General features: G+C 71.9%; 18 protein-coding genes. 8 read left to right on the top strand and 10 right to left on the bottom strand.

The window, feature by feature from the left end; genetic code table 11:
• Positions 1-38: 38 nt before the first annotated feature.
• On the bottom strand, positions 39-719 hold the full coding sequence (locus IF20_RS36075) for an HAD family hydrolase (RefSeq protein ID WP_052869675.1): 681 nt from the start codon (positions 717-719) through the stop codon (positions 39-41).
• A gap of 124 nt (positions 720-843) precedes the next feature.
• Positions 844-1,350: a DUF6912 family protein gene (locus IF20_RS36070; RefSeq protein ID WP_052869674.1), complete on the bottom strand. Its 507-nt coding sequence runs from the start codon at positions 1,348-1,350 to the stop codon at positions 844-846.
• Between the two features lie 749 nt (positions 1,351-2,099).
• Between IF20_RS36070 and IF20_RS36065 the strand changes: the two genes are divergently transcribed.
• The gene (locus IF20_RS36065; protein WP_234426991.1) at positions 2,100-2,594 is read left to right on the top strand and encodes an Rv3235 family protein; all 495 of its coding nucleotides are present in this window, start codon (positions 2,100-2,102) and stop codon (positions 2,592-2,594) included.
• A gap of 219 nt (positions 2,595-2,813) precedes the next feature.
• Here IF20_RS36065 and secA read toward each other — a convergent pair whose 3' ends face one another.
• Positions 2,814-5,648, bottom strand: a complete 2,835-nt coding sequence (gene secA, locus IF20_RS36060) for a preprotein translocase subunit SecA (RefSeq protein WP_052869673.1) — start codon at positions 5,646-5,648, stop codon at positions 2,814-2,816.
• Positions 5,649-6,047: 399 nt separating this feature from the next.
• On the opposite strand from secA, the gene IF20_RS36055 reads away from it, so the two are divergent.
• Positions 6,048-6,662, top strand: a complete 615-nt coding sequence (locus IF20_RS36055) for a GNAT family N-acetyltransferase (protein ID WP_052869672.1) — start codon at positions 6,048-6,050, stop codon at positions 6,660-6,662.
• Positions 6,663-6,840: 178 nt separating this feature from the next.
• Entirely contained in the window at positions 6,841-8,067 is a 1,227-nt protein-coding gene (locus IF20_RS36050; RefSeq protein ID WP_052869671.1) for a winged helix-turn-helix domain-containing protein, read from the top strand.
• Between the two features lie 89 nt (positions 8,068-8,156).
• Here IF20_RS36050 and IF20_RS36045 read toward each other — a convergent pair whose 3' ends face one another.
• The 7 genes from IF20_RS36045 to mtnA all read right to left on the bottom strand — a co-directional run bounded on the left by IF20_RS36045 (position 8,157) and on the right by mtnA (position 17,010).
• Positions 8,157-8,912: a response regulator gene (locus tag IF20_RS36045; RefSeq protein WP_052869670.1), complete on the bottom strand. Its 756-nt coding sequence runs from the start codon at positions 8,910-8,912 to the stop codon at positions 8,157-8,159.
• 231 nt (positions 8,913-9,143) lie between these two features.
• The gene (hpf, locus tag IF20_RS36040; RefSeq protein ID WP_052869669.1) at positions 9,144-9,839 is read right to left on the bottom strand and encodes a ribosome hibernation-promoting factor, HPF/YfiA family; all 696 of its coding nucleotides are present in this window, start codon (positions 9,837-9,839) and stop codon (positions 9,144-9,146) included.
• 320 nt (positions 9,840-10,159) lie between these two features.
• The gene (locus IF20_RS36035; protein WP_110944878.1) at positions 10,160-10,882 is read right to left on the bottom strand and encodes a ComF family protein; all 723 of its coding nucleotides are present in this window, start codon (positions 10,880-10,882) and stop codon (positions 10,160-10,162) included.
• A 223-nt stretch (positions 10,883-11,105) separates the two neighbouring features.
• Complete coding sequence (locus IF20_RS36030) at positions 11,106-12,896, bottom strand: LpqB family beta-propeller domain-containing protein (RefSeq protein ID WP_052869667.1); 1,791 nt, start codon at positions 12,894-12,896, stop codon at positions 11,106-11,108.
• 64 nt (positions 12,897-12,960) lie between these two features.
• Positions 12,961-15,099: an MtrAB system histidine kinase MtrB gene (gene mtrB, locus IF20_RS36025; protein WP_234426990.1), complete on the bottom strand. Its 2,139-nt coding sequence runs from the start codon at positions 15,097-15,099 to the stop codon at positions 12,961-12,963.
• Between the two features lie 64 nt (positions 15,100-15,163).
• On the bottom strand, positions 15,164-15,841 hold the full coding sequence (gene mtrA / locus IF20_RS36020; protein WP_030250475.1) for a two-component system response regulator MtrA: 678 nt from the start codon (positions 15,839-15,841) through the stop codon (positions 15,164-15,166).
• Positions 15,838-17,010, bottom strand: a complete 1,173-nt coding sequence (gene mtnA, locus IF20_RS36015; protein ID WP_052869666.1) for an S-methyl-5-thioribose-1-phosphate isomerase — start codon at positions 17,008-17,010, stop codon at positions 15,838-15,840. The genes mtrA and mtnA overlap by 4 nt, the downstream gene beginning before the upstream one ends.
• A gap of 215 nt (positions 17,011-17,225) precedes the next feature.
• On the opposite strand from mtnA, the gene IF20_RS36010 reads away from it, so the two are divergent.
• The 5 genes from IF20_RS36010 to IF20_RS35990 are packed head-to-tail and all read left to right on the top strand — an operon-like array spanning position 17,226 to position 22,898.
• Entirely contained in the window at positions 17,226-18,677 is a 1,452-nt protein-coding gene (locus tag IF20_RS36010; RefSeq protein WP_052869665.1) for a DUF7544 domain-containing protein, read from the top strand.
• Between the two features lie 28 nt (positions 18,678-18,705).
• Positions 18,706-19,371, top strand: a complete 666-nt coding sequence (locus tag IF20_RS36005) for a DUF4129 domain-containing protein (protein ID WP_110944876.1) — start codon at positions 18,706-18,708, stop codon at positions 19,369-19,371.
• Positions 19,368-20,633, top strand: coding sequence for a DUF4350 domain-containing protein (locus tag IF20_RS36000; protein WP_052869663.1), 1,266 nt, complete (start codon positions 19,368-19,370; stop codon positions 20,631-20,633). The genes IF20_RS36005 and IF20_RS36000 overlap by 4 nt, the downstream gene beginning before the upstream one ends.
• Positions 20,614-21,579, top strand: a complete 966-nt coding sequence (locus IF20_RS35995) for an AAA family ATPase (protein WP_052869662.1) — start codon at positions 20,614-20,616, stop codon at positions 21,577-21,579. Before IF20_RS36000 ends, IF20_RS35995 begins: the two co-directional genes overlap by 20 nt.
• A gap of 8 nt (positions 21,580-21,587) precedes the next feature.
• Entirely contained in the window at positions 21,588-22,898 is a 1,311-nt protein-coding gene (locus tag IF20_RS35990) for a DUF58 domain-containing protein (RefSeq protein ID WP_052869661.1), read from the top strand.
• Positions 22,899-23,214 lie beyond the last annotated feature (316 nt).

The raw sequence follows: 23,214 nt of genomic DNA, 5'->3' as shown, positions 1-23,214 counted from the left end.
GGGGCTAGAGGGGCAGGCGGCTCAGAGGGGCAGGCGGCTCAGAGGGGCAGGCGCTCCGCCGTCAGGACGGCCTCCGCCAGGCTGTCGACGACCGGCACGCCGGCCTCCAGCAGGCTGGCCCGGCTGTGCGAGCCACCCGTGTACAGCACCGCGTGCGCTCCTGCGTACCGGGCCGCCAGCGCGTCGTCCACCGCATCGCCGATGACGACCGTACGGCCCGGATCGACCCGCGCGCTCTCCAGTGCCGCGAGATGCCGCACCATGTGCTCGCTCTTGCCGCCCCCGGACGGCCCGGTCCGGCCGTCCACGCGTATGAAGTGCGACTCGATGCCGAAGTCGCGCACCAGCGGCAGCAGCTCCTCGTGGCCGTACATACTGAGGATCGACTGGCTGTGCCCGGCCGCGCCCCAGCTCTCCAGCAGCGTCTCCACCCCCTCGGCGAGCGCGCAGGCCTCCCGCTGGAGGGTGTAGTGCCGGTGGAACGCCTCGTCCATGACCAGCCACTCGGCGTCCGTCGGCAGCCGCCCCATCAACCGCTCGTAGAACCTCGGGATCGGTACGCAGTACAGCTCGCGGTAGCGCTCCAGGGTGATCGGCGCCAGGCCGATCTCAGCGAACGCGGCGTTGGTCGCCCCGATCACGGCGTCGATGTCGTGAAAGAGCGTGCCGTTCCAGTCCCAGACGATGTGCGTCGCGTGGTTCGTCGCGTGCTTCCCCATGCGAAAAAGGTACCCGCGCCCACCGACAACCCGGCCGGCCACCGCCATCACTCCAGGTCAAGGCGGTTCCAGCCAGAGATCGGAACTCGGTGCCGGGCCGGCGGCCCGCCACTGCGTCCCGCCGTCAGCCGATCAGGTTCGGGATCTCCTGCACGCCGAACCACATCAGCTCGTGGTCCTCGGCGCCGTCCACCGTGAACTGCGCGTCGTCGTCACCCTGGTCGGCCGCGCCCAGCGCCGCCGCCGCGGCGGTGACGTCCGGCTCCGCGTCGTCCGAGTCCACATGCACGGCGGCCGCCTTCTTCATCGGCACCGGCCCGGCCACCCGCACGACGCCCAGCGCCGACTTGTCCAGGCCCCGGTCCGGGTCCACGGACGCGGCCCCGTCGGCGACGTCGACGGCCACCACGACGCGTCGCCGGGCGACCTGCGGGTCGGTGGCCAGCAGCCGCAGCGAGGCCTGTGCGGCACGGTTCAGCGCCGCGTACTCCAGCTCCTCGATGTCGTCGGAGACGTACCACTCGCGCAGCGCGGGCGTGACGGCGTAGGCCTCCAGCGGGCCGGAGCCCAGCTCACCCGCCTTGTACGCCTCTGCGAGTCCGGAGAGGGTCAGGGGGACGTAGACACGCATGGCCGCCGCTTTCGTATCGGACTGCTGGGACTGGTGGTACTGCCGGCTCTGCCGAGCTCTGATCGGGCGCAGGCAGCCAGCATACGGGCGCGGGTCCCCCTTCGTGCCGCCGGTACGGCCCTGAAACGGTCCGCCGGACACCCCGCCCGACGCGGCCCTCGTCCAGGCCACACGCCGCGCGTCACCCTGATAGGTGAATCTTCCGACCCCCTCCGTCGCACTCACGACCGCCTTGCCGCCCCTCCAGCCGCCTCGGTAGAACCGCCCCACACGAAAGCTACTGCCCGGTACCCAAGCGGAACGGGCGGAACGGGGGCCCACGATGACCACGAGTACGAGTACGAGTACGGCTACTGCCGCGACCGCGACCGCGACCACGGGGCCGAGTACGAGTACGAGTCCGAGTCCGAGTACGACCGCATCCCCGGTCCCGGCCCCGGGCTCGGTTCCGGTCCCGGGCTCGGTTCCGGTCCCGGGCTCGGGCGCTGGCTCTGGCTCGGGCGCTGGCTCGGCATCAGGGTCGGCCCTGGTCCCGGCTGCGCCGCCGGCCACCGTAGCCTCGCTCGCGGCCGCGGCCTCCGCTGCGGCCGCTCCTGCGGAGGCGGACGCAGCCAGGCGCACTCCCCCGCCACCCCGCACCGGTGCACCGTCCCGCCCCGGCGCACCGAGCCGTCCCGGTGGCCCCTCCCGGCCGGCCGGAGCCGCGGGGCGCGGTCCGGGGCCCCGTCGCGACAGCCGCCGCCCCGGCGATGCCCGTACGGCCCCGGGTCGGCCCCGGACGGTCCTGGGTGGCCCCCGCACCGCGCCGGGTGGCCCGCTCGCCGCTCCCGGGGGGTCCGCAGCCCGCGCCCCGGCCCCCGCGCGTCGATGCCCGACGGCTGGCGGCGGAGCGGCTGCCCCACCGTTGGTTCGCCGATCAGCTCGTCCTCACCCTGAGCGGCCGGCGCCCCGTCCACGCGCTGCTGGGTCACGCCCTGCCCGCCGCGTACGACCGTCTCGCGGAACTCGCCCCACAGGCCCCGCTGCGCCCCACCGGGCCGTACCGCCGCGCCCCGGAGCCCCGGGTCCGCGACTGCGGCGTGTACTCCCCACGGCGCGGCGTCATCGAGGCCTTCGCCCGGGTCGCCGCCGGCGAACGCGTACGCGCCCTCGCCTTCCGCCTCGAACGCGGCGACGACGCCCGCTGGCGCTGCGCCGCCCTGGACATCGGCCCGTCCACGGCCGTCTGGACCCGCACCACCTGACCCGTTCCCCGGCTCCCGTTCCCCGGCTCCCGTTTCCGGCTCCACGGCCTTCCTGGCGGGCGCACGGAGGCACGGACCACGGCCCTCCTGGCCGGGCACACAGAGGCACGGAGGCACGGACGCCGGTACACGACGGCCGGTACACGACGGCCGGGGTGGCGCAGCTCCTCGCTGCGGCACCCCGGCCGTCGGCACACTCGTCGGCTGGCGCCGACCTCGTCACTTCTTGCGGCGACGGCCGCCCTTCTGCGCCTTGCGGCGCTCGGCGCGCGTCAGGCCGTCCGACTCCGAGCGGGTCTGGGCCGAGGGCACGGCGTCGGTGGTGAAGTCGCCCTCGACGACCCCGCCCTCGCCGTCCACCGTGGGCGCGGAGAAGTGCATGCGCTCCGGGCGCTGCGGCGCCTCCAGCCCCTTGGCGTGGATCTCAGGGCGGGCCCCGGCCTGCGCCGGCACCGTGTCCTGTACGTCCTTGTCCAGCGAGGGCCGCTCCGCGGCGTCCTCCACCGGGACCTCCTCGACCTGCTGCTCGACCTGGACCTCCAGGTTGAACAGGTAGCCGACGGACTCCTCCTTGATGCCCTCCATCATGGCGGTGAACATGTCGAAGCCCTCGCGCTGGTACTCCACCAGCGGGTCCTTCTGGGCCATGGCCCGCAGGCCGATGCCCTCCTGGAGGTAGTCCATCTCGTAGAGGTGCTCGCGCCACTTGCGGTCCAGGACGGACAGCACCACGCGCCGCTCCAGCTCACGCATGATCTCCGAGCCGAGCTGCTCCTCGCGGGCCGCGTACTGCTCGTGGATGTCGTCCTTGATCGCCTCGGCGATGAACTCGGCGGTGATCCCGGCGCGGTCGCCGACCTCGTCCTCCAGCTCCGCCACGGTCACCTTGACCGGGTACAGCTGCTTGAACGCGCCCCACAGCCGGTCCAGGTCCCACTCCTCGGCGAACCCCTCGACCGTCTCCGCCTGGATGTAGGCGTCGATGGTGTCGTCCATGAAGTGCTTGATCTGCTCCTGGAGGTCCTCGCCCTCCAGGACGCGGCGGCGCTCGCCGTAGATGACCTCGCGCTGGCGGTTGAGCACCTCGTCGTACTTCAGGACGTTCTTGCGCGTCTCGAAGTTCTGCTGCTCGACCTGGGACTGCGCGGAGGCGATGGCGCGGGTGACCATCTTGTTCTCGATCGGCACGTCGTCCGGCACGTTGGCCATGGCCATCACGCGCTCGACCATCTGGGCCTTGAAGAGGCGCATCAGGTCGTCGCCGAGGGAGAGGTAGAACCGGGACTCGCCGGGGTCGCCCTGCCGGCCGGAACGACCGCGCAGCTGGTTGTCGATACGGCGCGACTCGTGCCGCTCGGTACCGAGGACGTAGAGCCCGCCGAGGTCCTTGACCTCCTCGAACTCCGCCTTCACCGCGGCCTCGGCCTTCTCCAGGGCCGCGGGCAGCGCCGCCGCCCACTCCTCGGCGTGCTCCACCGGGTCCAGGCCCATGTTGCGCAGCTCGGTCTCGGCCAGGTCGTCGGGGTTGCCGCCGAGCTTGATGTCCGTACCGCGGCCCGCCATGTTCGTCGCGACCGTGACGGCGCCCTTGCGGCCGGCCTGGGCGACGATCGACGCCTCCCGGTCGTGCTGCTTGGCGTTGAGGACCTCGTGCCGTACGCCGCGCTTCTTGAGCTGCTGCGAGAGGTACTCGGACTTCTCGACCGAGGTCGTACCGACCAGGATCGGCTGGCCCTGCTCGTGCTTCTCGGCGATGTCGTCGACGACCGCGGCGAACTTGGCGACCTCGGTGCGGTAGATCAGGTCCGCCTGGTCCTTGCGGACCATCGGCTTGTTCGTCGGGATCGGGACGACGCCGAGCTTGTAGATCTGGTGGAACTCGGCCGCCTCGGTCATGGCCGTACCGGTCATGCCGGAGAGCTTGTCGTAGAGGCGGAAGAAGTTCTGGAGGGTGATCGTGGCGAGGGTCTGGTTCTCGTCCTTGATCTCCACCCCTTCCTTCGCCTCGATCGCCTGGTGCATGCCCTCGTTGTAGCGGCGGCCGGCGAGGATACGACCGGTGTGCTCGTCGACGATCATGACCTCGCCGTCGATGACGACGTAGTCCTTGTCCTTCTTGAACAGTTCCTTCGCCTTGATGGCGTTGTTCAGATAACCGACGAGCGGGGTGTTGACCGACTCGTAGAGGTTGTCGATGCCCAGCCAGTCCTCGACCTTGCTGACGCCGGACTCGTGGATGCCGACGGTGCGCTTCTTCTCGTCGACGTCGTAGTCGCCGGTCTCGTCGATACCGCGCTGCGGGTTGGCCGCCTCGCCCTTCTTCAGGCGCTTGACCAGCTTGGCGAAGTCGCCGTACCACTTCGTCGCGGAGTCCGCGGGACCGGAGATGATCAGCGGCGTACGGGCCTCGTCGACCAGGATGGAGTCGACCTCGTCGACGATCGCGAAGTTGTGCCCGCGCTGAACCAACTCGTCCTTCGACCACGCCATGTTGTCGCGGAGGTAGTCGAAGCCGAACTCGTTGTTCGTGCCGTAGGTGATGTCGCAGTTGTACTGCTCGCGGCGCTGCGCCGGCGTCATGTTCGCCAGGATGCAACCGACCGAGAGGCCCAGGAACTTGTGGACCCGGCCCATCATCTCGGAGTCGCGCTCGGCCAGGTAATCGTTGACCGTGATGAGGTGGACGCCCTTGCCGGACAGCGCATTCAAATAAGCGGGCAGGGTGCCGACCAGCGTCTTGCCCTCACCGGTCTTCATCTCGGCCACGTACCCGAGGTGCAGCGCGGCACCGCCCATCAGCTGGACGTCGTAGTGGCGCTGGCCGAGCACGCGCTTGGCGGCCTCGCGGACGGTCGCGAACGCCTCGGGGAGCAGGTCGTCCAGGCTCTCACCGTCGGCGAACCGCTCCTTGTACTCGTCGGTGAGGGCGCGCAGCTCGGCGTCGGAGAGATTGACGAAGTCCTCTTCGATGGAGTTGACCTGGCCCGCGATGCGGTGCAGTTTGCGCAGGATCTTGCCTTCGCCTGCACGCATGATCTTCGTCAAGACGGACACTTGGGCTGGTCTCCTCGCCGGTCGGGCCTGTGCACGGTCGGTGCGCGGGCGCGGCATTTTTCCAAGGGGCAGGCCCCGCCGCAACGGCCATCGTAAGGGAGGACCCCGCTCAGCAGGGAGGTCCGTCGCCCGAAGGCCCCTGTCCCTTCTCCACAACTTTCCACGACTCGCTACGACACTGTCGGTCACCTCTCTCCGGTCCTCTCGCTACGACAACGCGCGAGGTCCGCAGAAGGTGCCGGTGCGCGGCCGGAACAGTGTTCCGGGCCACACGCCGGCGAGAGCGGGTCCGGCGTGCCGCGGTGCCGGCGTCCTGCCTGAGTACGACGGTTCCGGGCGCGCCCCGGGCCGCAGCGTAATTCCTTCGCCCCGCCCGCGGCCAATACGCACACTGCAGGGATGGAACCCGTCATCCTCACCACCGAGCGGCTCGTCCTGCGGCCCTTCCGGCCCGCCGACGCCCCGGCCGTGCACGCCGCCTGTCAGGACCCCGACATCCCGCGCTGGACGACCGTCCCGTCGCCGTACACCCGCGCGCACGCGGAGGATTTCGTGGGTCCGTTCACCGACCGAGGCTGGCGCGAGGACACCACGTACACCTTCGCCGTGACCCTCCGGGAGGACGGCCGGCCGGCGGGCGACGGAACGCTGGTGGGCTCGGCAGGCCTGGTACGGCTGTCCCGCCTGGCGCCGCCGGAACGCCAGGCGGAGCTCGGGTACTGGTCGGTCAAGGAGCACCGCGGCCGCGGGTACACCGTCGAGGCGGCCCGCGCCATCGTGCGCTGGGCGTTCACCGACCTCGGCGTGGAGCGCATGGAGTGGTTCGCGGAGGCGGGCAACGAAGCGTCCCGGGCGGTCGCCCTGAAGACCGGCTTCCGTATGGAGGGGACGATCCGCGCGATGATGCCTCACCGGGGCACCCGCCGCGACGCCTGGTCCGCCTCCCTTCTCCCCTCCGACCTCGGCCTCTCTTCGGAGACGCCGTACCTGCCGTACGGCGGACGAGCCGACTGAACCTGCCGTGCGGAGGACAGGCCTCCTGAGGGCGAGCCGACTGAGCTCCTTCGGGTCTCGACCTCCCACCCCGCCGGCTCCCCCGGGGTCGGGGAACGTCCGGGCTCCGCTGCACGGCCCCGGAGCAGATGATCGATTCTGCGGACCGTTGTCAGTGCCCGGTCCTACTCTGATCGGCATGACAGCCGTGCCTGCCGCGCAGCCCGTGACCAGCCTGTCCGCCGACGAAGCACGCCGCCTCGCGCTCCGCGCCCAGGGCTTCCTGGGTGCGCCCGACCGGCGCGCGGGGGTGCGGGGCGTCCTCCGCCGGCTGGGCGCCGTGCAGCTCGACACGATCTCCGTGCTCGCCCGCTCGCACGAGCTGATCCCGTACGCCCGCCTCGGCGCCGTCGGCCGCACCACCGTGGAGTCGGCGTACTGGACCCCGCGTCCCGAGACGCCCGACGCCGCCCCGGCGTCGGGCTCCGCCTATGCCCCGCACAGCTTCGAGTACTGGTCGCACGCCGCCTGCATCCTGCCCATCGAGGAGTGGCCGCTCTTCGCGTTCCGCCGCCGCGCCATGCGGGCGCGCGGTCACCGCTGGCACGTCATGAAGGACTCCGCGCGCTCGTGCGCCGCCGTCCTGGACCGGCTGAAGGCGGACGGCCCGCTCACCACCACCCAGCTGGGCGGCGGGCGGAACGGCGGGGAGTGGTGGGACTGGTCCGAGACGAAGATCGCGGTGGAGTGGCTGCTCGACACGGGCGAGGTGGTCTGCACGGAGCGCCGCGGCTGGAAGCGGGTGTACGACCTCGCCGAGCGCGCCGTCCCGGACGAACTGCTGCACGACGACCTGGACGACACCGAATGCACCCGCCGCCTGGTCGCGCAGGCCGGGGCAGCTCTGGGCGTGGCCACCCGCGCGGACCTGGCGGACTACCACCGCCTCAAGGGTGAGCAGGTCAGCGCGGTCATCGAGGACACGGGGCTGGTGCCGGTCGACGTCGAGGGCTGGTCCAAGCCCGCCTGGGCAGACCCGGCCGCACTGTCCGAGACGCCGCGCGGCCGGCACCGCACGACGCTGCTCTCGCCGTTCGACTCACTGATCTGGGACCGCCCGCGTACGGAGCGCATGTTCGGCTTCACGCACCGGCTGGAGGCATACGTCCCCAAGCCCAAGCGGATACACGGATACTTCGCGATGCCGCTGCTGGCCGGCGGCAAGCTGGTCGGCCGGGTGGATCCGGCCCGTGAGGGAGCGACGCTCGTGGCCCGTCAGGTCTCGATGCAGGGCCCCAAGGCCGTGCGTCCCATGGCGCAGGCCCTTCAGGAAGCCGCCACCTGGGTCGGCTGCGACGCGGTCCGCGTCGAGCGCTGTGACGATCCGGCCCTGCTGGCCGCCCTCACCGCCGAGCTGTCCGTCTGAACCATCCAGCTGCCCGCCTGAACTGCCGAGCTGTCCGCCTGACGCCTCGCGGGCGGGCGGGCCGGTGAGCGTGACCGCCGGTTCGCCCGCTACCGGATCTCCAGGATCTTCTCGCGCATCGCGTAGACCACCGCTTCCATCCGGGAGTGCAGCTGCAGCTTCTCCAGGATGTTGCGCACGTGGTTCTTCACGGTGTTCTCGGAGATGAACAGCTCCTTGGCGATGTCGCGGTTGTTCATCCCCGTGGCGACGAGCTTGAGCACCTCCAGCTCACGGTCGGTGAGGCGCGGCGCGGGGACGAGCCGTCGCTCGTCCGTCCGCTGGATCATCGACTTGAACTCGGTGAGCAGTTTGGACGCCATGGAGGGACTGATCTGCGACTGGCCGTCCGCGACCGCGCGAATCGCCGTGGCCACCTCGTCGGTGGAGATCTCCTTGAGGAGATAGCCCGTGGCCCCGGCCTTGATCGCGTCGTAGAGGTCGGCCTCCTCGTCGCTGATCGTCAGCATGATGATCTTCGCGCTGGGGGCCACTTCCTTGATGGAGGTGCAGGCCTCGATACCGCCCCGCCGCGGCATGCGGACGTCCATCAGCACGATGTCCGGCAGCAGGTCGGCGGCCTTGTCCACGGCCTCGGCGCCGTCCCCGGCCTCACCGACGACCTGGATGTCCTCTTCCTGGGCCAGCACGATTTCCAGGCCACGCCGGAAGAGTGCGTGGTCGTCGACCACCAGGACTCTGATCGGCTCCTTGCGGGGCGCGGTCGCACCCGAGCCGACACCGTCGGCCATGCCGACGCCGTCCTCGTCCGCTTCGTTGCGCACGGGCCCGAAGCTGTCCCCCATCGTTCCTCCCCGTCAACTACTCGGCCCGGAAGGCCTGAGTTTGGTCATAAGGCTGGTTGACAACAGCCCGCTACGGCCAGCCCGATCAGCGCCATACACAAACCGTCTCTCCGGCATGTCGCACTTCGTGTCCCAACACCTGGCCGCACAGACACTATACGGTCTCAACTCCTGCTCACAGCGGCCACAATGGCGCCCCCGGCGCACGCCGGGGGCGCCTCGTCGGTGGTCTCAGCCGCCGAGCGCCCCACCGGCTCCGGTGGGCGCTCCGTCCGCGAACGGATCGGAGTTCAGACGGATGACGCCGTAGTCGTACGCGTGCCTCCGGTAGACCACGCTCGGCTGCTTGGTATCGGCATCGACGAAGAGGTAGAAGTCGTGTCCGACCAACTCCATCTCATAGAGCGCCTGGTCGAGGGTCATCGGTGCCGCGGAGTGGGTCTTCTCGCGGACGATCAGGGGACCTTCGCCCTGAACCTCCAGCGACCCGATCCGGGTGGTCGGCACCTGTTCCTCCTCGGAGGATTCCTGGCCGGCCAGTTCGCCGTTGGTGTTGAGCCGCGCCGCGTCCGGGACGCTGACGGCCACGTCGCTGGCCGGGATGCGTCCGCTGCCGCGCCGCGAGTGTCGCTTGTCGTGCTGCTTACGGAGACGCGCCTCGAGCTTGGCCGTGGCCAGATCGAGCGCGGCGTACGGGTCGGCGGCGGCCGCCTCGGCCCGGACCACCGGGCCACGGGAGTGGAGAGTGATCTCCACCCGGTCGGAACGGTCGGCCTGCCGCGGGTTGGGCTCCTTGGACACCTCGACGTCGAGGCTGATCACCTTGCCGTCGAGCTTCTGCACCTTGTCCAGCTTCAGCTTCTCGGCCACGTGCTTCCGGAACCGCTCGGGCACTTCGGTCTTGCGGCCCTTGACGACGATGTCCACGCAGAACTCCGTTCCCGGATCACTCCGCCCGGTGCGAGCGAGGTGATGCCTTCTTGCACCAGGCCCCGGCAAGTGCCGAAGCCTCGGACTTGGCGACTTTCACCTCCTTCTCCCCCACGTACCCGGACTCCACTCCAGCCGTTTTCAGCATCTCTGCCGGCGCCAGGAACCGCACCTAACCGGCATTCGAGGCAAAGCGTCTGCCAAGTCCTCACAACCGAACATAGCTCGCCTCGTAGGTTGTCGGCACCCCCTCCTGGGGGGTAGCTCCGTTTGGGTGATTTTTTGCCCTCAGTACCTGCAACGATGAATTTTCTCGGTCAGTTCCAGTTGATTTCGAAAGCGCTGGGCGAGGCCGCCACGACGGCCGCTCCCGCTACTCTCCCTCCCGCCTCTCCGACCGCCCGCGCGGCCTCGGCCAGCGACGCTCCGGTGGTCATCAGATCGTCCACCAGCACCACCCGTCCGTCGCGCAGCAGCCGCCCGCCACCACCGACGACCTCCAGGGCACCGGCCAGATTCAGCTGCCGTTGCCGCGCACCGAGACCCGCCTGATCGATCACCGTCCGCCGCTGCCGCAGGGCCGCCAGCACCCGCGCCCCGGTCCCGCCGCGACGCAGCTCCCGCGCCGCCGCCAGGGCGATCCGCCGCACCGGGTCGTGGCCCCGCCCGGCCACCGCGCGCGGAGCGGACGGCACGGGTATCAGCAGCAGCGGTCCGGAGCCCGGCCGCAGGCCCCGTACGGCCCCTGCCAGCGCCCGGCCCAATGGAGCGGCCAGAACCAGCGCGCCCCGCTCCTTGTGCGCGAGGAGAATCGCTCGTACGGCATCGGCGTACGCGGCGGCCGCGTACACCCGCGGCAGCCCCGGCGGCGCCGGACTCGGCCGCACCCGGCGCGGCCCACGCCGCCTCCCGGCCGCCTGTCCGCCCTCGGCGCACAGCGACCGCGCGCATTCCTCGCAGAGCTCCGTCCGCGGCCTGCCGCATCCCGCGCAGCCGACCGGCAGAACCAGCCCGGCGAATTCTCGCCACAACCCCCGCATACCTCCACTGTCCCGCCCCTGCCGCCGCCCCACCACCCCTGTGGATAACTTCGCTGGGCGGGCGACGCCGTGCCGTGGCGCCGACGCTTCACCTGCGGAAACGGGTGACGGCGGCCGGAGGGAACGGGCGGCGGCAGGGCAGGGAACACGCCCCACGTCGGCTCGGGAGACGCCGCGCCACGCTCCCTGCCGCACCCCGGTCAGCCCGGGCAGCACGCCCCGGTCACCCGGGGTAGACCGGTGCCGTACCTCGCGTCGCCACCGTCTTCCAGTTCGCGTCCAGCGGCAGTCGGACGATGCCCTCGTCCGCGTCCGCGATCAGTGGCCGACTCTCGTCCTCCGACGCCGCGACCGACTCGACGCCGTTCACGCCGGGGAGCGTCTGCGTGTTGGACGCCGAACCGTCCGTCTCCATGAACTGCATCTGCTGCACACCGCCGGATTCCCTGCCGACCACGACCAGCCGGCTGTCGCCGGCCCAGGAGGCGGCCACCACATCCTCCAGCTGCGGCGCTATCGGGCGCAGCGCCTCGACGGACAGCTTGGGATTCATCGCCGTACCGCCCCGCTCCACCCGGCCGAGCTGCAGAGTCGTCCGCCCCTTGTCCTCGATGAGCATCGCGATCCGGATGCCGTCCGACGCCACCCTGATCGCCTTGATGCGCCGCTTGCCGAGTCCGGGCACCGCGACCTCCTGCGGTTCGCCCTTGCCCGACCGGAGCCGCAGCAGCCGCGACCCGTCGTCGTCCCGGTCGGCGATCCACAGGTCTCCCAGACCGTCCCAGCTCGGCGCGGTCAGCCCGTCGGCCTCGTTCTTCGCCTTGCTGCGCAGCCGTACCTCGGCACGGTCGGCCTTGTCGTCCAGGTCGGCGACGTACAGCGCGCGGCCGTTGAGGGAGACGCCCGCCGCGGTGGTCTCCCCGTGCGCGACACCCACGGAGCGCAGCGCGATCTTCCCCGTGCCCAGCGGTCCCGGCACGGGCGTCGCGTCGGTCACGGAGTCCGTCATGCTGACCACCCGGTGGTCACCGTCGATGTAGTACTCCAGCGCCGTGTGGCGCGCCCGGGCCTGCTGCGCGAACCCGTCGACCGCTTCCTGCTGCTTCAGGCTGCACAGGGAGTCGCCGTCCTCGTCCTGCAGCTCCACCTCGCTGACCTTCGAAGCGCGCGCCATGCCCTGCACCGTGAAGAGCACCTGGGCGGCCATCCGTTGGCACTGGCCTGTCTCGACCCCGGCGGCCTGCTTGCCGAGCCGCACCCGCAGCGCGTTGGAGTCGTCCAGCGTGAGGGTGGGGCGGGTGACGCGCGTGCCCTTCGGGAAGGCCGACGTCGCCACCTTGTCCAGCCAGTTGGTGGGCCCCTGCAGCAGCGCGTTCACGCTGGCCGTGACGGGGTCTATCCGCTGCCGGAGGTACACGGGGTCGGCGACGAGCACGTTCCTGCCCGCCCGCGGCTCCCCGGCCTCGGACTTGTAGGCCGCGAAGTAGTACTTGTTGACCGGCTGATAGATGCGCTGGAAGTCCGGCAGGCCGAGCACCAGGCCGTTCGGCAGCCGGTCGATGCGCCACTGCCCGTTCTCCCGGGTCAGGTGCATCGTCTCCCTGTACGCCTTCTCCTGAGGCGTGTAGGCGTGCTTGCGGTCCACGGTGGCCACCTGCGTGCCCACGAGCGTGACGGTGAAGCCCTTGGCGTCCTCACGGTTGGACGGGCTGCCCTCCGTAGTGGCCTTGGGCCGCTCCTGGAGCACCTTCGTGGTCGCGAAGGGCTGCCACTCCTTACGGGCCTGCGCGGCCAGGTACTGCTTGGCGGTGCGCAGATTGGCCTCGTCACTGGTCAGCGCGTCGAGGAAGCCACGCACGATGTCGGTCGGCTGCGCACCGTCCTGCGGCGGCACGCCGTAGACCCGCACCTGCGAGTCGGCATCCGCGCGCGAGGCCTGGTCGACCGGCTGCGACTCGCCGCTGTCCGGCATCGACGCACACCCGGCCAGCAGTACCGCCCCGGCCGCGAGCATCGCGACCGTATGGGCTCGGGTCCCGCGCAGCCGTCCACCGCACCGCGCTCCGTCGCGCCTCCGTTCAGCGCCGGTCACGAGGCCCGCCCTCCTGTTCCTGGCCGTTCCCGCCCTCGCCCCTACGGGGGTGGGCGTCCGGGTGCGCACGGGAGTCGGTCCGGACGGGCGCATCCGTACGCACCCGGGCCTCGGCCGCCCCGTCGGAGTCGGCACCTCGATGCCCCTCCGTCTGGTCCGTCTGGTCCGTCTGGTCCGTCTGATCCGTCTGGGTCGCGTCTCCGTTGTGCGGCGCTCCGCGGTGGGCGCCGGCCCCGTGGTGCGCGGCGCTCCCGTGGGGCGCACTCCCGTTGCCCGCGGCCCCGTTCCCCCCGGAGGGCGCTTCGGCACCGTTGCCGGCCTGGGCCGGCACCGTGACCGTGGGCTTGCGTGCCTCGATGGCGCGGTGCCCCGCCGCACGGCTACGGGCGCGGTTGCGCCGTGAGTCCTCCGGCTCCAGCGGAATCGGCGAACCGCGCAGCGCCTCACCGGCCGTACGCGGCAGCGTCAGCCGGAACTGCGAGCCGCCGCTCGGCTCGCCCCACGCCTGGAGCCAGCCGCCGTGCAGGCGCGCGTCCTCGACCGCGATCGACAGGCCGAGGCCCGTGCCGCCGGTCGTCCGCGCCCGGGCCGGGTCGGCGCGCCAGAACCGGTTGAAGACCCGCGTCGCCTCGCCGGGTCGGAGCCCGACGCCGTAGTCCCGTACCGCGACGGCCACCGCGCCGCCGCTGCGCCCGCCGGCCGAGGCCAGGCGGACGACGATGTCCCGGCCCTCACCGTGCTCCACGGCGTTGACCACCAGGTTCCGCAGCACCCGTTCCACCCGCCGGGAGTCCGCCTCCGCGACCACCGGGTACTCGGCGCCGCGCACGATGACGCGGCTGCCCTTGGCCTCGGCCAGCGGCTCGGCGCCCTCGATGACCCGGTGGACGACGTCCCGCAGGTCGATCGGCTCGGCCTCCAGCGCGGCGGCGCCCGCGTCGAACCGGCTGATCTCCAGCAGGTCCGCCAGCAGCGACTCGAACCGGTCCAGCTGGCCGCGCAGCAGCTCCGCCGAGCGTGCGGTGGCGGGGTCGAAATCCTCGCGCGCGTCGTGGATGAGGTCGGCGGCCATCCGTACGGTCGTCAGCGGCGTCCGCAGCTCGTGCGACACGTCGGACACGAAGCGGCGCTGCATCCGGGAGAGCGCCTCCAGCTGCTGGATCTTGCTCTGGAGGTTCTGCGCCATCTTGTTGAACGATTCACCCAGCCGCGCGATGTCGTCCTCGCCGGTGACCTTCATCCGCTCCTGCAGCAGCCCCGCCGCCAGCCGCTCGGAGATCCCCGCGGCCATCCGTACGGGGGTGACGACCTGCCGTACGACCAGCCAGGCGATCGCGCCGAGCAGCACCACCACGAAGACCCCGGCGGTGGCGAGGGTGCCCTTGACCAGGCTGAGCGACTTCTCCTCCTGGCTGAAGGAGAACAGGTAGTAGAGCTGGTACGGGTTGCTGTTGACGTCGTCCAGGCGCTTGCCGATGACCAGCGCCGGCTCGCCCTCGTCCGAACCCACCCGCTTGATCTGGGTGTACTCGCGGTACGTGCCGCCGTTCTCGTCCAGCTTCCGGCGCATCTCGGTGGGCACGCTGCGCTCCGGGTCGACGTCGCCCGAGGCGCGCGGGCCGCGGACGCCGGGGCTGTCGTCCACGAAGGGCTGCTCGACGGCGGAGTCCGAGCTCAGCGCGACCACCGAGAACACGCCCTGCCCACCACTGGCGAGCTGCTCGACCAGGCTGGTGAGCCAGGTCGCGGAGTCCTGCGCGCCGCGATTACCGGTCCGCTGGGCGTCGTCCCCGCGGCTGTCACCGGCGCCGTCGGCCATCTGCTGCGCCACGGCGAACCCGCCAGCGGCCTGACTCTGCGCGGCCTGCCGCTTGGCGTCCAGCAGGCCGTTCCGCACCTGTCCGATGACCACGAGGCCGAGCAGCAGCACCACGCCGAGCGACATCAGCAGGGTCGTCGCGACGACCCGCAGCTGGATGTTGCGTCGCCACAGGCGCATCGCGGGCAGCAGCGGCCTGCGCACCCAGCGGCCGAGGAGACGCAGCACGGGGTGGACGGGCCCGGCGCCGGGCCCGTCGGGCAGCAGCTGCTGCCCGCCTCGCACGAAGCGCTCGAAGAAGGACATGTCGTCCGCCGTGTCAGCGGCCCGCCCCCGCGTCCCCTCCGGAGCCGAACCGTCCCGGGGCATGTCAGCTGGGTCCGGCCTTGTAGCCGACGCCGCGTACCGTCACCACGATCTCCGGCCGCTCCGGATCCTTCTCGACCTTCGAGCGGAGTCGCTGGACGTGGACGTTCACCAGCCGGGTGTCCGCGGCGTGGCGGTACCCCCAGACCTGCTCCAGCAGCACCTCGCGGGTGAAGACCTGCCACGGCTTGCGCGCCAGCGCCACCAGCAGGTCGAACTCCAGCGGCGTCAGCGCTATCGACTGCCCGTCCCGCTTCACGGAGTGCCCCGCCACGTCGATGACCAGGTCACCGATGGCCAGCTGCTCCGGCGCAGGCTCCTCGGACCGCCGCAGCCGCGCCCGGATACGGGCCACCAGCTCCTTGGGCTTGAACGGCTTGACGATGTAATCGTCCGCACCGGACTCCAGGCCGACCACCACGTCGACGGTGTCGCTCTTGGCGGTGAGCATGACGATCGGCACGCCGGACTCCGCCCGGATCAGCCTGCACACCTCGATGCCGTCCCGTCCGGGCAGCATCAGGTCGAGCAGTACAAGGTCGGGCTTGGCCTCGCGGAACGCGGCGAGCGCCTTGTCGCCGTCCGACACGAACGACGGTTCAAAGCCTTCGCCGCGCAGCACGATGCCGAGCATCTCTGCCAGTGCGGTGTCGTCGTCGACGACCAGGACGCGTCCCTTCATTCGGCCATCATCCCATTACCTGATCGTGACTTACCGAATCGTGACGTGGAACACACCTCTGCCAGGGCGTCCCGGGTGACCGGTGACACCACTCCCGCCTCGGTCACGATCGCGGTCACCAGCTCCGCCGGAGTGACGTCGAAGGCCGGGTTGTAGGCCTGCGCGCCCGGTGGCGTGACCGGGAGCGCGACGCCCGTCTCGGCGCCGCCGACGTATACGTGCGGCAGGGAGATTTCGGTCACTTCGTGCCCGGCCCGCTGCTCCACCTCGATCAACGCACCCTCCTCGGTCTCCGGATCCAGCGTCGTGGTGGGGGCTACCACCACGAACGGCACGTGGTGGTAGCGCGCCAGGACGGCCAGCGGGTAGCTGCCCACCTTGTTGGCGACCGCGCCGTCCGCCGCGATCCGGTCCGCGCCGATCAGTACGGCGTCCACCTCGCCCGCCGCGAAGAGCGACCCCGCCGCCCCGTCGGGCAGCACTGTGTAGGCCATTCCCGCCCGCGCCGCTTCGTACGCGGTGAGCCGCGCACCTTGCAGCAGCGGCCGGGTCTCGTCCACCCACAGGCGTCGCAGCTCTCCCGCCCGGTGCGCCGCGAGCGCCACCGCGAAGGCGGTGCCCTCGCCTCCGGAGACCAGCGCCCCGGTGTTGCAGTGCGTGAGGATGCGGTGACCGCCGCCCGGCAGCAGCTCGCCGAGCAGCTCCAGCCCGAGCTCCGCCATCCGCGCGCTGGCCCGCGCGTCCTCCGCGTGGACGGCCCGAGCCTCGGCCAGGGCGGCCGCCGCGGCCTTCTCGACCGTGCCGCCGGCGGCCAACGCCTCGTCGTACGCCGCCACCGCGCGCCGCACCCCGTACGCGAGGTTGACGGCCGTCGGCCGGGCGTACGACAGGGTCGCGGCGGCCTCGGCCACGTCGAACCCGCGGACGGCCGCCAGGGCGACGCCGTACGCCCCGGCGATGCCCAGCAAGGGAGCGCCGCGCACGGCCAGCGTCCGGATCGCCTGCACCAGAGCCGGCACGTCCGTGCAGACCAACTCCGTCTCTTCGGCGGGCAATCGTGTCTGATCCAGCAGGACCACCACCGGTCCTTCGGGCGGCTCCTCCCAACGCAACGCGGGCATCGCGGGTGCCTCGGCACCCGCCTGGGGTACTCCGTACGGATCGGCCATCCGCTCAGTCTGCCGCCAGCGGTGGGGGAAGCAGAAGGTGTCCCCGCATGTCCTGGACAACCCTCGCGGGAACCGGAACATCTCGGCCCGGCACCGGAAAAGCCCCTCCTGACAAGGGGGCCGGTACGAAACCGGACTTGCCATGGCACGATGACTGGCACCGCGGATCCCGGAACCCGACCGCCGCCGCGGACGGGCAGTGAGAAGGAGCGACGATGAACAACTCTCCGGGCTGGGCCTCGCCCGGATCCCCCTCCGACGAGCCGGACCGCGGCCCTCAGGAGCAGCCCGCACCGCCCGAGCAGTCCGCGAACCCGCAGCCCGCCGACGCACCCGCCCCCGAACAGGGCGCGGCGGGACAGCAGCCGTCCGCCCAGTGGGCCAAGGAACAACCGCCGGCCGGACAGTGGTCCGCGCCCGGCGGTGACGCACCGGCCGGTGGGGCGCCGGGAACCGGCGGCCCCGGCGGAAGCGCGCCGAACGACGGCGGTTCCGGCTGGAATCCGCCGGGCGGCCCCGCCCAGGGCGGCCCCGGTGGCCAGCCCGGCTGGGGCGGACAACCCGGCTGGGGCGGACAGCAAGGCTGGAACGGACAGCCCGGGCCCGGCGGCCCGAACCGGGGTGGTGGCCGGCCCGGCTGGGGCGGCGCCTGGTCCCCGCCGCCGCCGGCGGCCAAGCCCGGCGTCATCCCCCTCCGTCCGCTCGGCATCAACGAGATCCTGGACGGCGCGGTGGCCACCATGCGGGCACACTGGCGCACCATGATGGGCATTTCGCTCGTCGTCGCCGTGATCACGCAGGCCGCCGCCACCGTCGTGTCGGGCGTGTGGTTCCGCAGCGCCGGCAGCATGGCCCTCGGGAACGACCCGAACGAGGACCTCGACAAGATCATGCGCGAGGCCGGCGGCCAGCTCGCCGCCAGCGGCATCACCTGGTTCATCGCCATGCTCGGCACCGTGATAGTCACCGCGCTGATCACCATGGTCGTCAGCCGTGCCGTCCTGGGCCGCTCGGTCTCGATCGGCGAGGCCTGGCGGGACTCACGCCGCCAACTCCCCCGCCTCTTCGGCCTGCTCATCATCGTTCCGCTGCTGATCCTGGCCATCATGACGGTGTGCCTGGTACCCGGCATCCTCATCGCCGCGGCGGGCTCCGCGCCGGCCGGTGTGGCTCTCGCGCTGCTGGGCGGTCTCGCCGCCATGGTCCTGGGCGTCTGGCTGTGGATCCGCTACTGCCTCGCCGCGCCTGCCCTGATGCTGGAGAAGCAGGGCGTCATCACGTCCATGCGCCGCTCCGCCAAGCTCGTACGCGGCGCCTGGTGGCGGGTACTGGGCATCCAACTGCTCACCGTACTGATCGTGGTGATCGTGGAGTTCATCGTCCAGATCCCGGCCACCGTCATCGGCATGCTGCTCGGCGGGGAGAGCGCGGCGGACTGGATCGCCGGCACCGCCACCACGGGCTGGACCTTCCTGATCGTGTCCGGCATCGGCGCCGTGATCAGCTCGACCGTCACCTACCCGATCACTGCCGGCGTCACCGCCCTCCTCTACATGGACCAGCGGATCCGCCGCGAGGCGCTCGACCTGGAGCTGGCGCGCGCCGCCGGCCTCCCCGGCTACGGCGCCGACGCGGCCCCCGCCACCGGTCCCACCCCCGGGAGCTGATGCGGTGACGGCCGGGGGGAGAGTCGCCGTGCTCGCGCAACAACTCGTGGGCACCGGCGACGACGTGCCCGTACGGATACCGCGCGTCCCCGCCCGCGAAGCGGCGGAACGCGAACTGTCCGATCCGCGGTACCACCAGTACGACCCCAACCCGCTCCAGCGCGCCCTGAACTGGCTCTGGCAGCGCGTCGACGACCTCTTCGGCGCGGCTGCCGGAGCCACCCCCGACGGCTGGGTCGGCCTCCTCGTCATCGCCCTGGTCGTCCTGCTGCTGATCATCGCCCTCCGGCTGCGGCTCGGTGCCCTGCGCCGCACCCCCACCACCGGTGCCGCGCTCTTCACCGACCGGCCCCGCACCGCCGCCGAACACCGCACGGCCGCGGAGGCCCACGCAGCACGCAGCGACTGGACCCCGGCCGTGCAGGAACGGATGCGGGCCATCGTCCTCGCGCTGGAAGAGCGCGCGCTGCTCACGCCGGCCCCGGGTCGCACCGCGGACGAGGCAGCCACCGAAGCCGGCCGCGTCTTTCCTGCCCACGCCGACCGGCTACGCACCGCCGCTGGGACCTTCGACGCCGTCACGTACGGCCGCCGGCCCGCAACGGCCGAGGAGTACGCCATGCTCAGCGCCCTGGACAGCGACCTGAGCCAGAACCGGCCGCAGCTCACCACCGGCCCCGGGGCCGCCGGATGACCGCCGCTCCCGCGTACGCCACCTCCGTCTCCCCCACCGCCACCAGGCTCTGGTCGCGGTTCCGGGGGCTGCTGATCGCACTCCTCGTGCTCGCCCTCGGCGGCCTCACCCTTGCGGCATTGAAGTCCGGCGAACAACACGGGCGCCTCGACCCGCGCTCCGCCGACCCCACCGGCAGCCGCGCGCTCGCCACCCTGCTGTCCGAACGCGGCGTCGACTCCCGTGTGGTGACCAGCACCCGCGAAGCCGCCGACGCGGCGGGCCCGGACACGACGCTCCTGGTCACCGACCCGAACCTGTTGACCGACCGTCAACTCGCCACCCTGCGCACCGCCGCCGGCCGGTCCGCCGGCCGTACGGTCCTCCTCGCCCCCGACCAGAGCGCGCTCGACTCCCTGGCCCCCGGCATCCGGGCCGGCGAGCCCACCGACGTCACCGAGCGCGCGCCGGACTGCTCCCTGCCCGCCGCCCGCCGGTCCGGTGACGCCGACCTCGGCGGCCTCCGCTACACCGGCGCCGGTCCCGACGCCGACCGCTGCTACTCCGCCCACGGCCTGCCCACCCTGCTGCGCCTGCCGGCCAGCTCCCCGGACGACGCCGGGCCGACGGACGGCACCGCGACCACCGCCGGCGACACCGTGCTGCTCGGCGCCCCCGACCTGTTCTACAACCACCGGCTGGCCGAGCGGGGCAATGCCTCCCTCGCCCTGCAACTCCTCGGTTCGCACCGCCATCTGGTCTGGTATCTCCCTTCCGTCAGCGATCCCGCGTCCGCTCCGGACGATGAACGCTCCTTCCTCGACCTCATCCCCGCCGGCTGGCGCTGGGGCCTGCTGCAGCTGGCCCTCGCCGCCGTACTCACCGCACTCTGGCGGGCCCGCCGTCTAGGCCCCCTCGTGCCCGAGCGACTGCCGATCACCGTGCCCGCCGCCGAGACGACCGAGGGCCGCGCCCGCCTCTACGAACAGGCCGGCGCCCGCGATCAGGCCGCCACCGTCCTGCGTTCGGCCACCCGCGCCCGGCTGGCCCCCCTCGTCGGTGTGCCTCCCCTCGACGCCGACAGTGCCGACGTCCTCGTACCGGCCGTCGCCGCCCGACTCACCGCGGACGGCGCACCCTCCGGTGCGCTGCACGCCCTGCTCTTCGGTCCCGCGCCGGCGGACGACAAGGCCTTGGTCCAGCTCGCCGACCGACTCGACGACCTCGAACGCTCGATCCTTCACCAAGAGAGGCCCGCACCTCGTGAGCACCCCGACAGCTGACAGCGCCCGCGCTTCCCTGGAAGCCCTGCGCACCGAGATCGCCAAAGCCGTCGTCGGCCAGGACCCCGCCGTGACCGGCCTGGTCGTCGCGCTGCTCTGCCGAGGCCACGTCCTTCTCGAAGGCGTACCCGGCGTCGCCAAGACCCTGCTCGTGCGCTCCCTCTCGGCAGCGCTCGATCTGGGTACGAAGCGCGTCCAGTTCACCCCCGACCTGATGCCGAGCGACGTCACCGGCTCGCTCGTCTACGACGCGCGCACCGCGGAATTCTCGTTCCAGCCGGGCCCCGTCTTCACGAACATCCTGCTCGCGGACGAGATCAACCGGACCCCGCCCAAGACGCAGGCGTCTCTCCTCGAAGCCATGGAGGAGCGGCAGGTGACCGTGGACGGGACACCGCGGCCCCTGCCCGAGCCGTTCCTGGTCGCCGCGACCCAGAACCCGGTGGAGTACGAGGGCACCTATCCGCTGCCCGAGGCACAGCTCGACCGCTTCCTGCTCAAGCTCACGGTCCCGCTGCCCGCCCGCCAGGACGAGATCGGCATCCTCACCCGGCACGCCGAGGGCTTCAGTCCGCGTGACCTCGACTCCGCCGGGCTACGCCCCGTCGCCGGCGCCGCCGAGCTCGAAGCCGCCCGGGCAGCCGTCGCCAAGACGTCCGTCTCCCCGGACATCGCCGCCTACATCGTCGATATCTGCCGTGCCACGCGTGAGTCCCCCTCGCTCTCCCTCGGGGTCTCCCCCCGAGGTGCCACCGCGCTGCTCTCCACGGCCCGCGCCTGGGCCTGGCTGACCGGCCGTGACTACGTCATCCCCGACGACGTCAAGGCCCTGGCCCTGCCCACACTGCGCCACCGCGTCCAGCTCCGCCCCGAAGCGGAGATGGAAGGAGTCACGTCCGACTCCGTCATCTCCGCGGTCCTCTCCCACCTTCCCGTCCCCCGCTGAGCCACGCCATGGCCCTTACCGGACGCACCGCACTCCTCGCGGCTCTCGGCGCACTCGTCGTCGGTCTGCTGCTCCCCGGTTGGACGGGCATCTTCGCCGTCCAACTCACCTTGCTTGCAGCAATTCTGTGCGACCTGTCACTCGCCGCGCCAGTGCGAAAGCTGCAGTTCACCCGAACCGGTGATACATCAGTTCGACTCGGTGACGCTGTCCCCACGCACCTCACCATCACCAACCCCAGCGGCCGCCCGTTGCGCGCCGATCTCCGCGACGCGTGGCCACCCAGCGCCTTCCACCCCGGCACCGAATTCGCCGCGTCCCGCCACCGCGTTCGCGTCCCGGCGGCCGAGCGCCGCCGCGTCACCACGACCCTGCGCCCCACCCGTCGCGGCGAGCACCACGCCGTACGCGTCACCGTACGCTCGTACGGGCCCCTCGGCCTGGCCGCCCGCCAGGGCAGCCACCACGTCCCCCGGGCCGTCCGCGCCCTGCCGCCCTTCACCAGCCGCAAGCACCTCCCTGCCAAGCTCGCCCGCCTGCGCGAACTCGACGGCCGGACCAGCATCCTCACCCGCGGCGAAGGCACGGAGTTCGACAGCCTGCGCGACTACGCCCCCGGCGACGACACCCGGTCCATCGACTGGCGGGCCACCGCACGGCAGCAGACCGTCGCCGTACGCACCTGGCGCCCCGAAAGGGACCGCCACATCCTGCTCGCCCTGGAGACCGGCCGGACCTCGGCCGGGCGCGTCGGCGACATCCCCCGCCTCGATGCCGCCATGGACGCCGCCCTGCTCCTCGCCGCGCTCGCCTCCCGCGCCGGCGACCGTGTCGACCTGCTTGCATACGACCGCCGCGTACGCGCCGCCGTCAACGGCCGCACAGCGCGCGACGTGCTGCCGGCGATCACCGACGCCCTGACTCCCCTGGAGCCCGAACTCGTCGAGGCGGACGCCCGAGGCCTCGCCGCGGCCATTCGCCGCAGTGCGCCGCGCCGCTCCCTCATCGTGCTGTTCACCGGCCTCGACGCCGCACCGGTCGAGGAGGGCCTGCTCCCCGTCCTTCCGGGGCTGACACGGAACAACGAGGTCATCGTGGCCGCGGTGGCCGACCCACACATCGAGTCGATGGCCCGGTCCCGCCACACCCCGGTCGACGTGTACGCCGCGGCCGCCGCCGAGCGGACCCGTGCCGAGCGCCTCCGCACCGCGAGTCGTCTCCGCAGCCATGGCGTCACCGTCGTCGACGCAACGCCGGCCCGCCTCGCCCCCGACCTGGCCGACGCTTACCTCGCCCTCAAGGCCTCCGGACGGCTCTGAACGAGGGCGCTGGTGCCGGGGACGGAGGGCCTGGGACTGGAGCCGGGACAGGAACCAGGGCATGGAGGCCCTGTCCCTTCTCCGCTCTCCACTCTCCGCTTGTGTCTCGAACGGCAGGCAAGGCTGTACCTGAATGGCGTCCTGGAGGCCTCAGGGGGCCGTTCACGCCCTCACGATAGGTCCTGACTGCTCCCATTCGGCAGGCAAAAGGGTCCAGAACGCAGGAAAGCCCCGCACCATACGGTGCGGGGCTTTCCCACAAAGATTGTTCGGCGGCGTCCTACTCTCCCACAGGGTCCCCCCTGCAGTACCATCG

Source organism: Streptomyces niger (genome assembly GCF_000718305.1).
In the GTDB taxonomy this organism is placed as follows: domain Bacteria; phylum Actinomycetota; class Actinomycetes; order Streptomycetales; family Streptomycetaceae; genus Streptomyces; species Streptomyces niger.
This window is presented reverse-complemented; position numbering and strand designations above follow the sequence as displayed.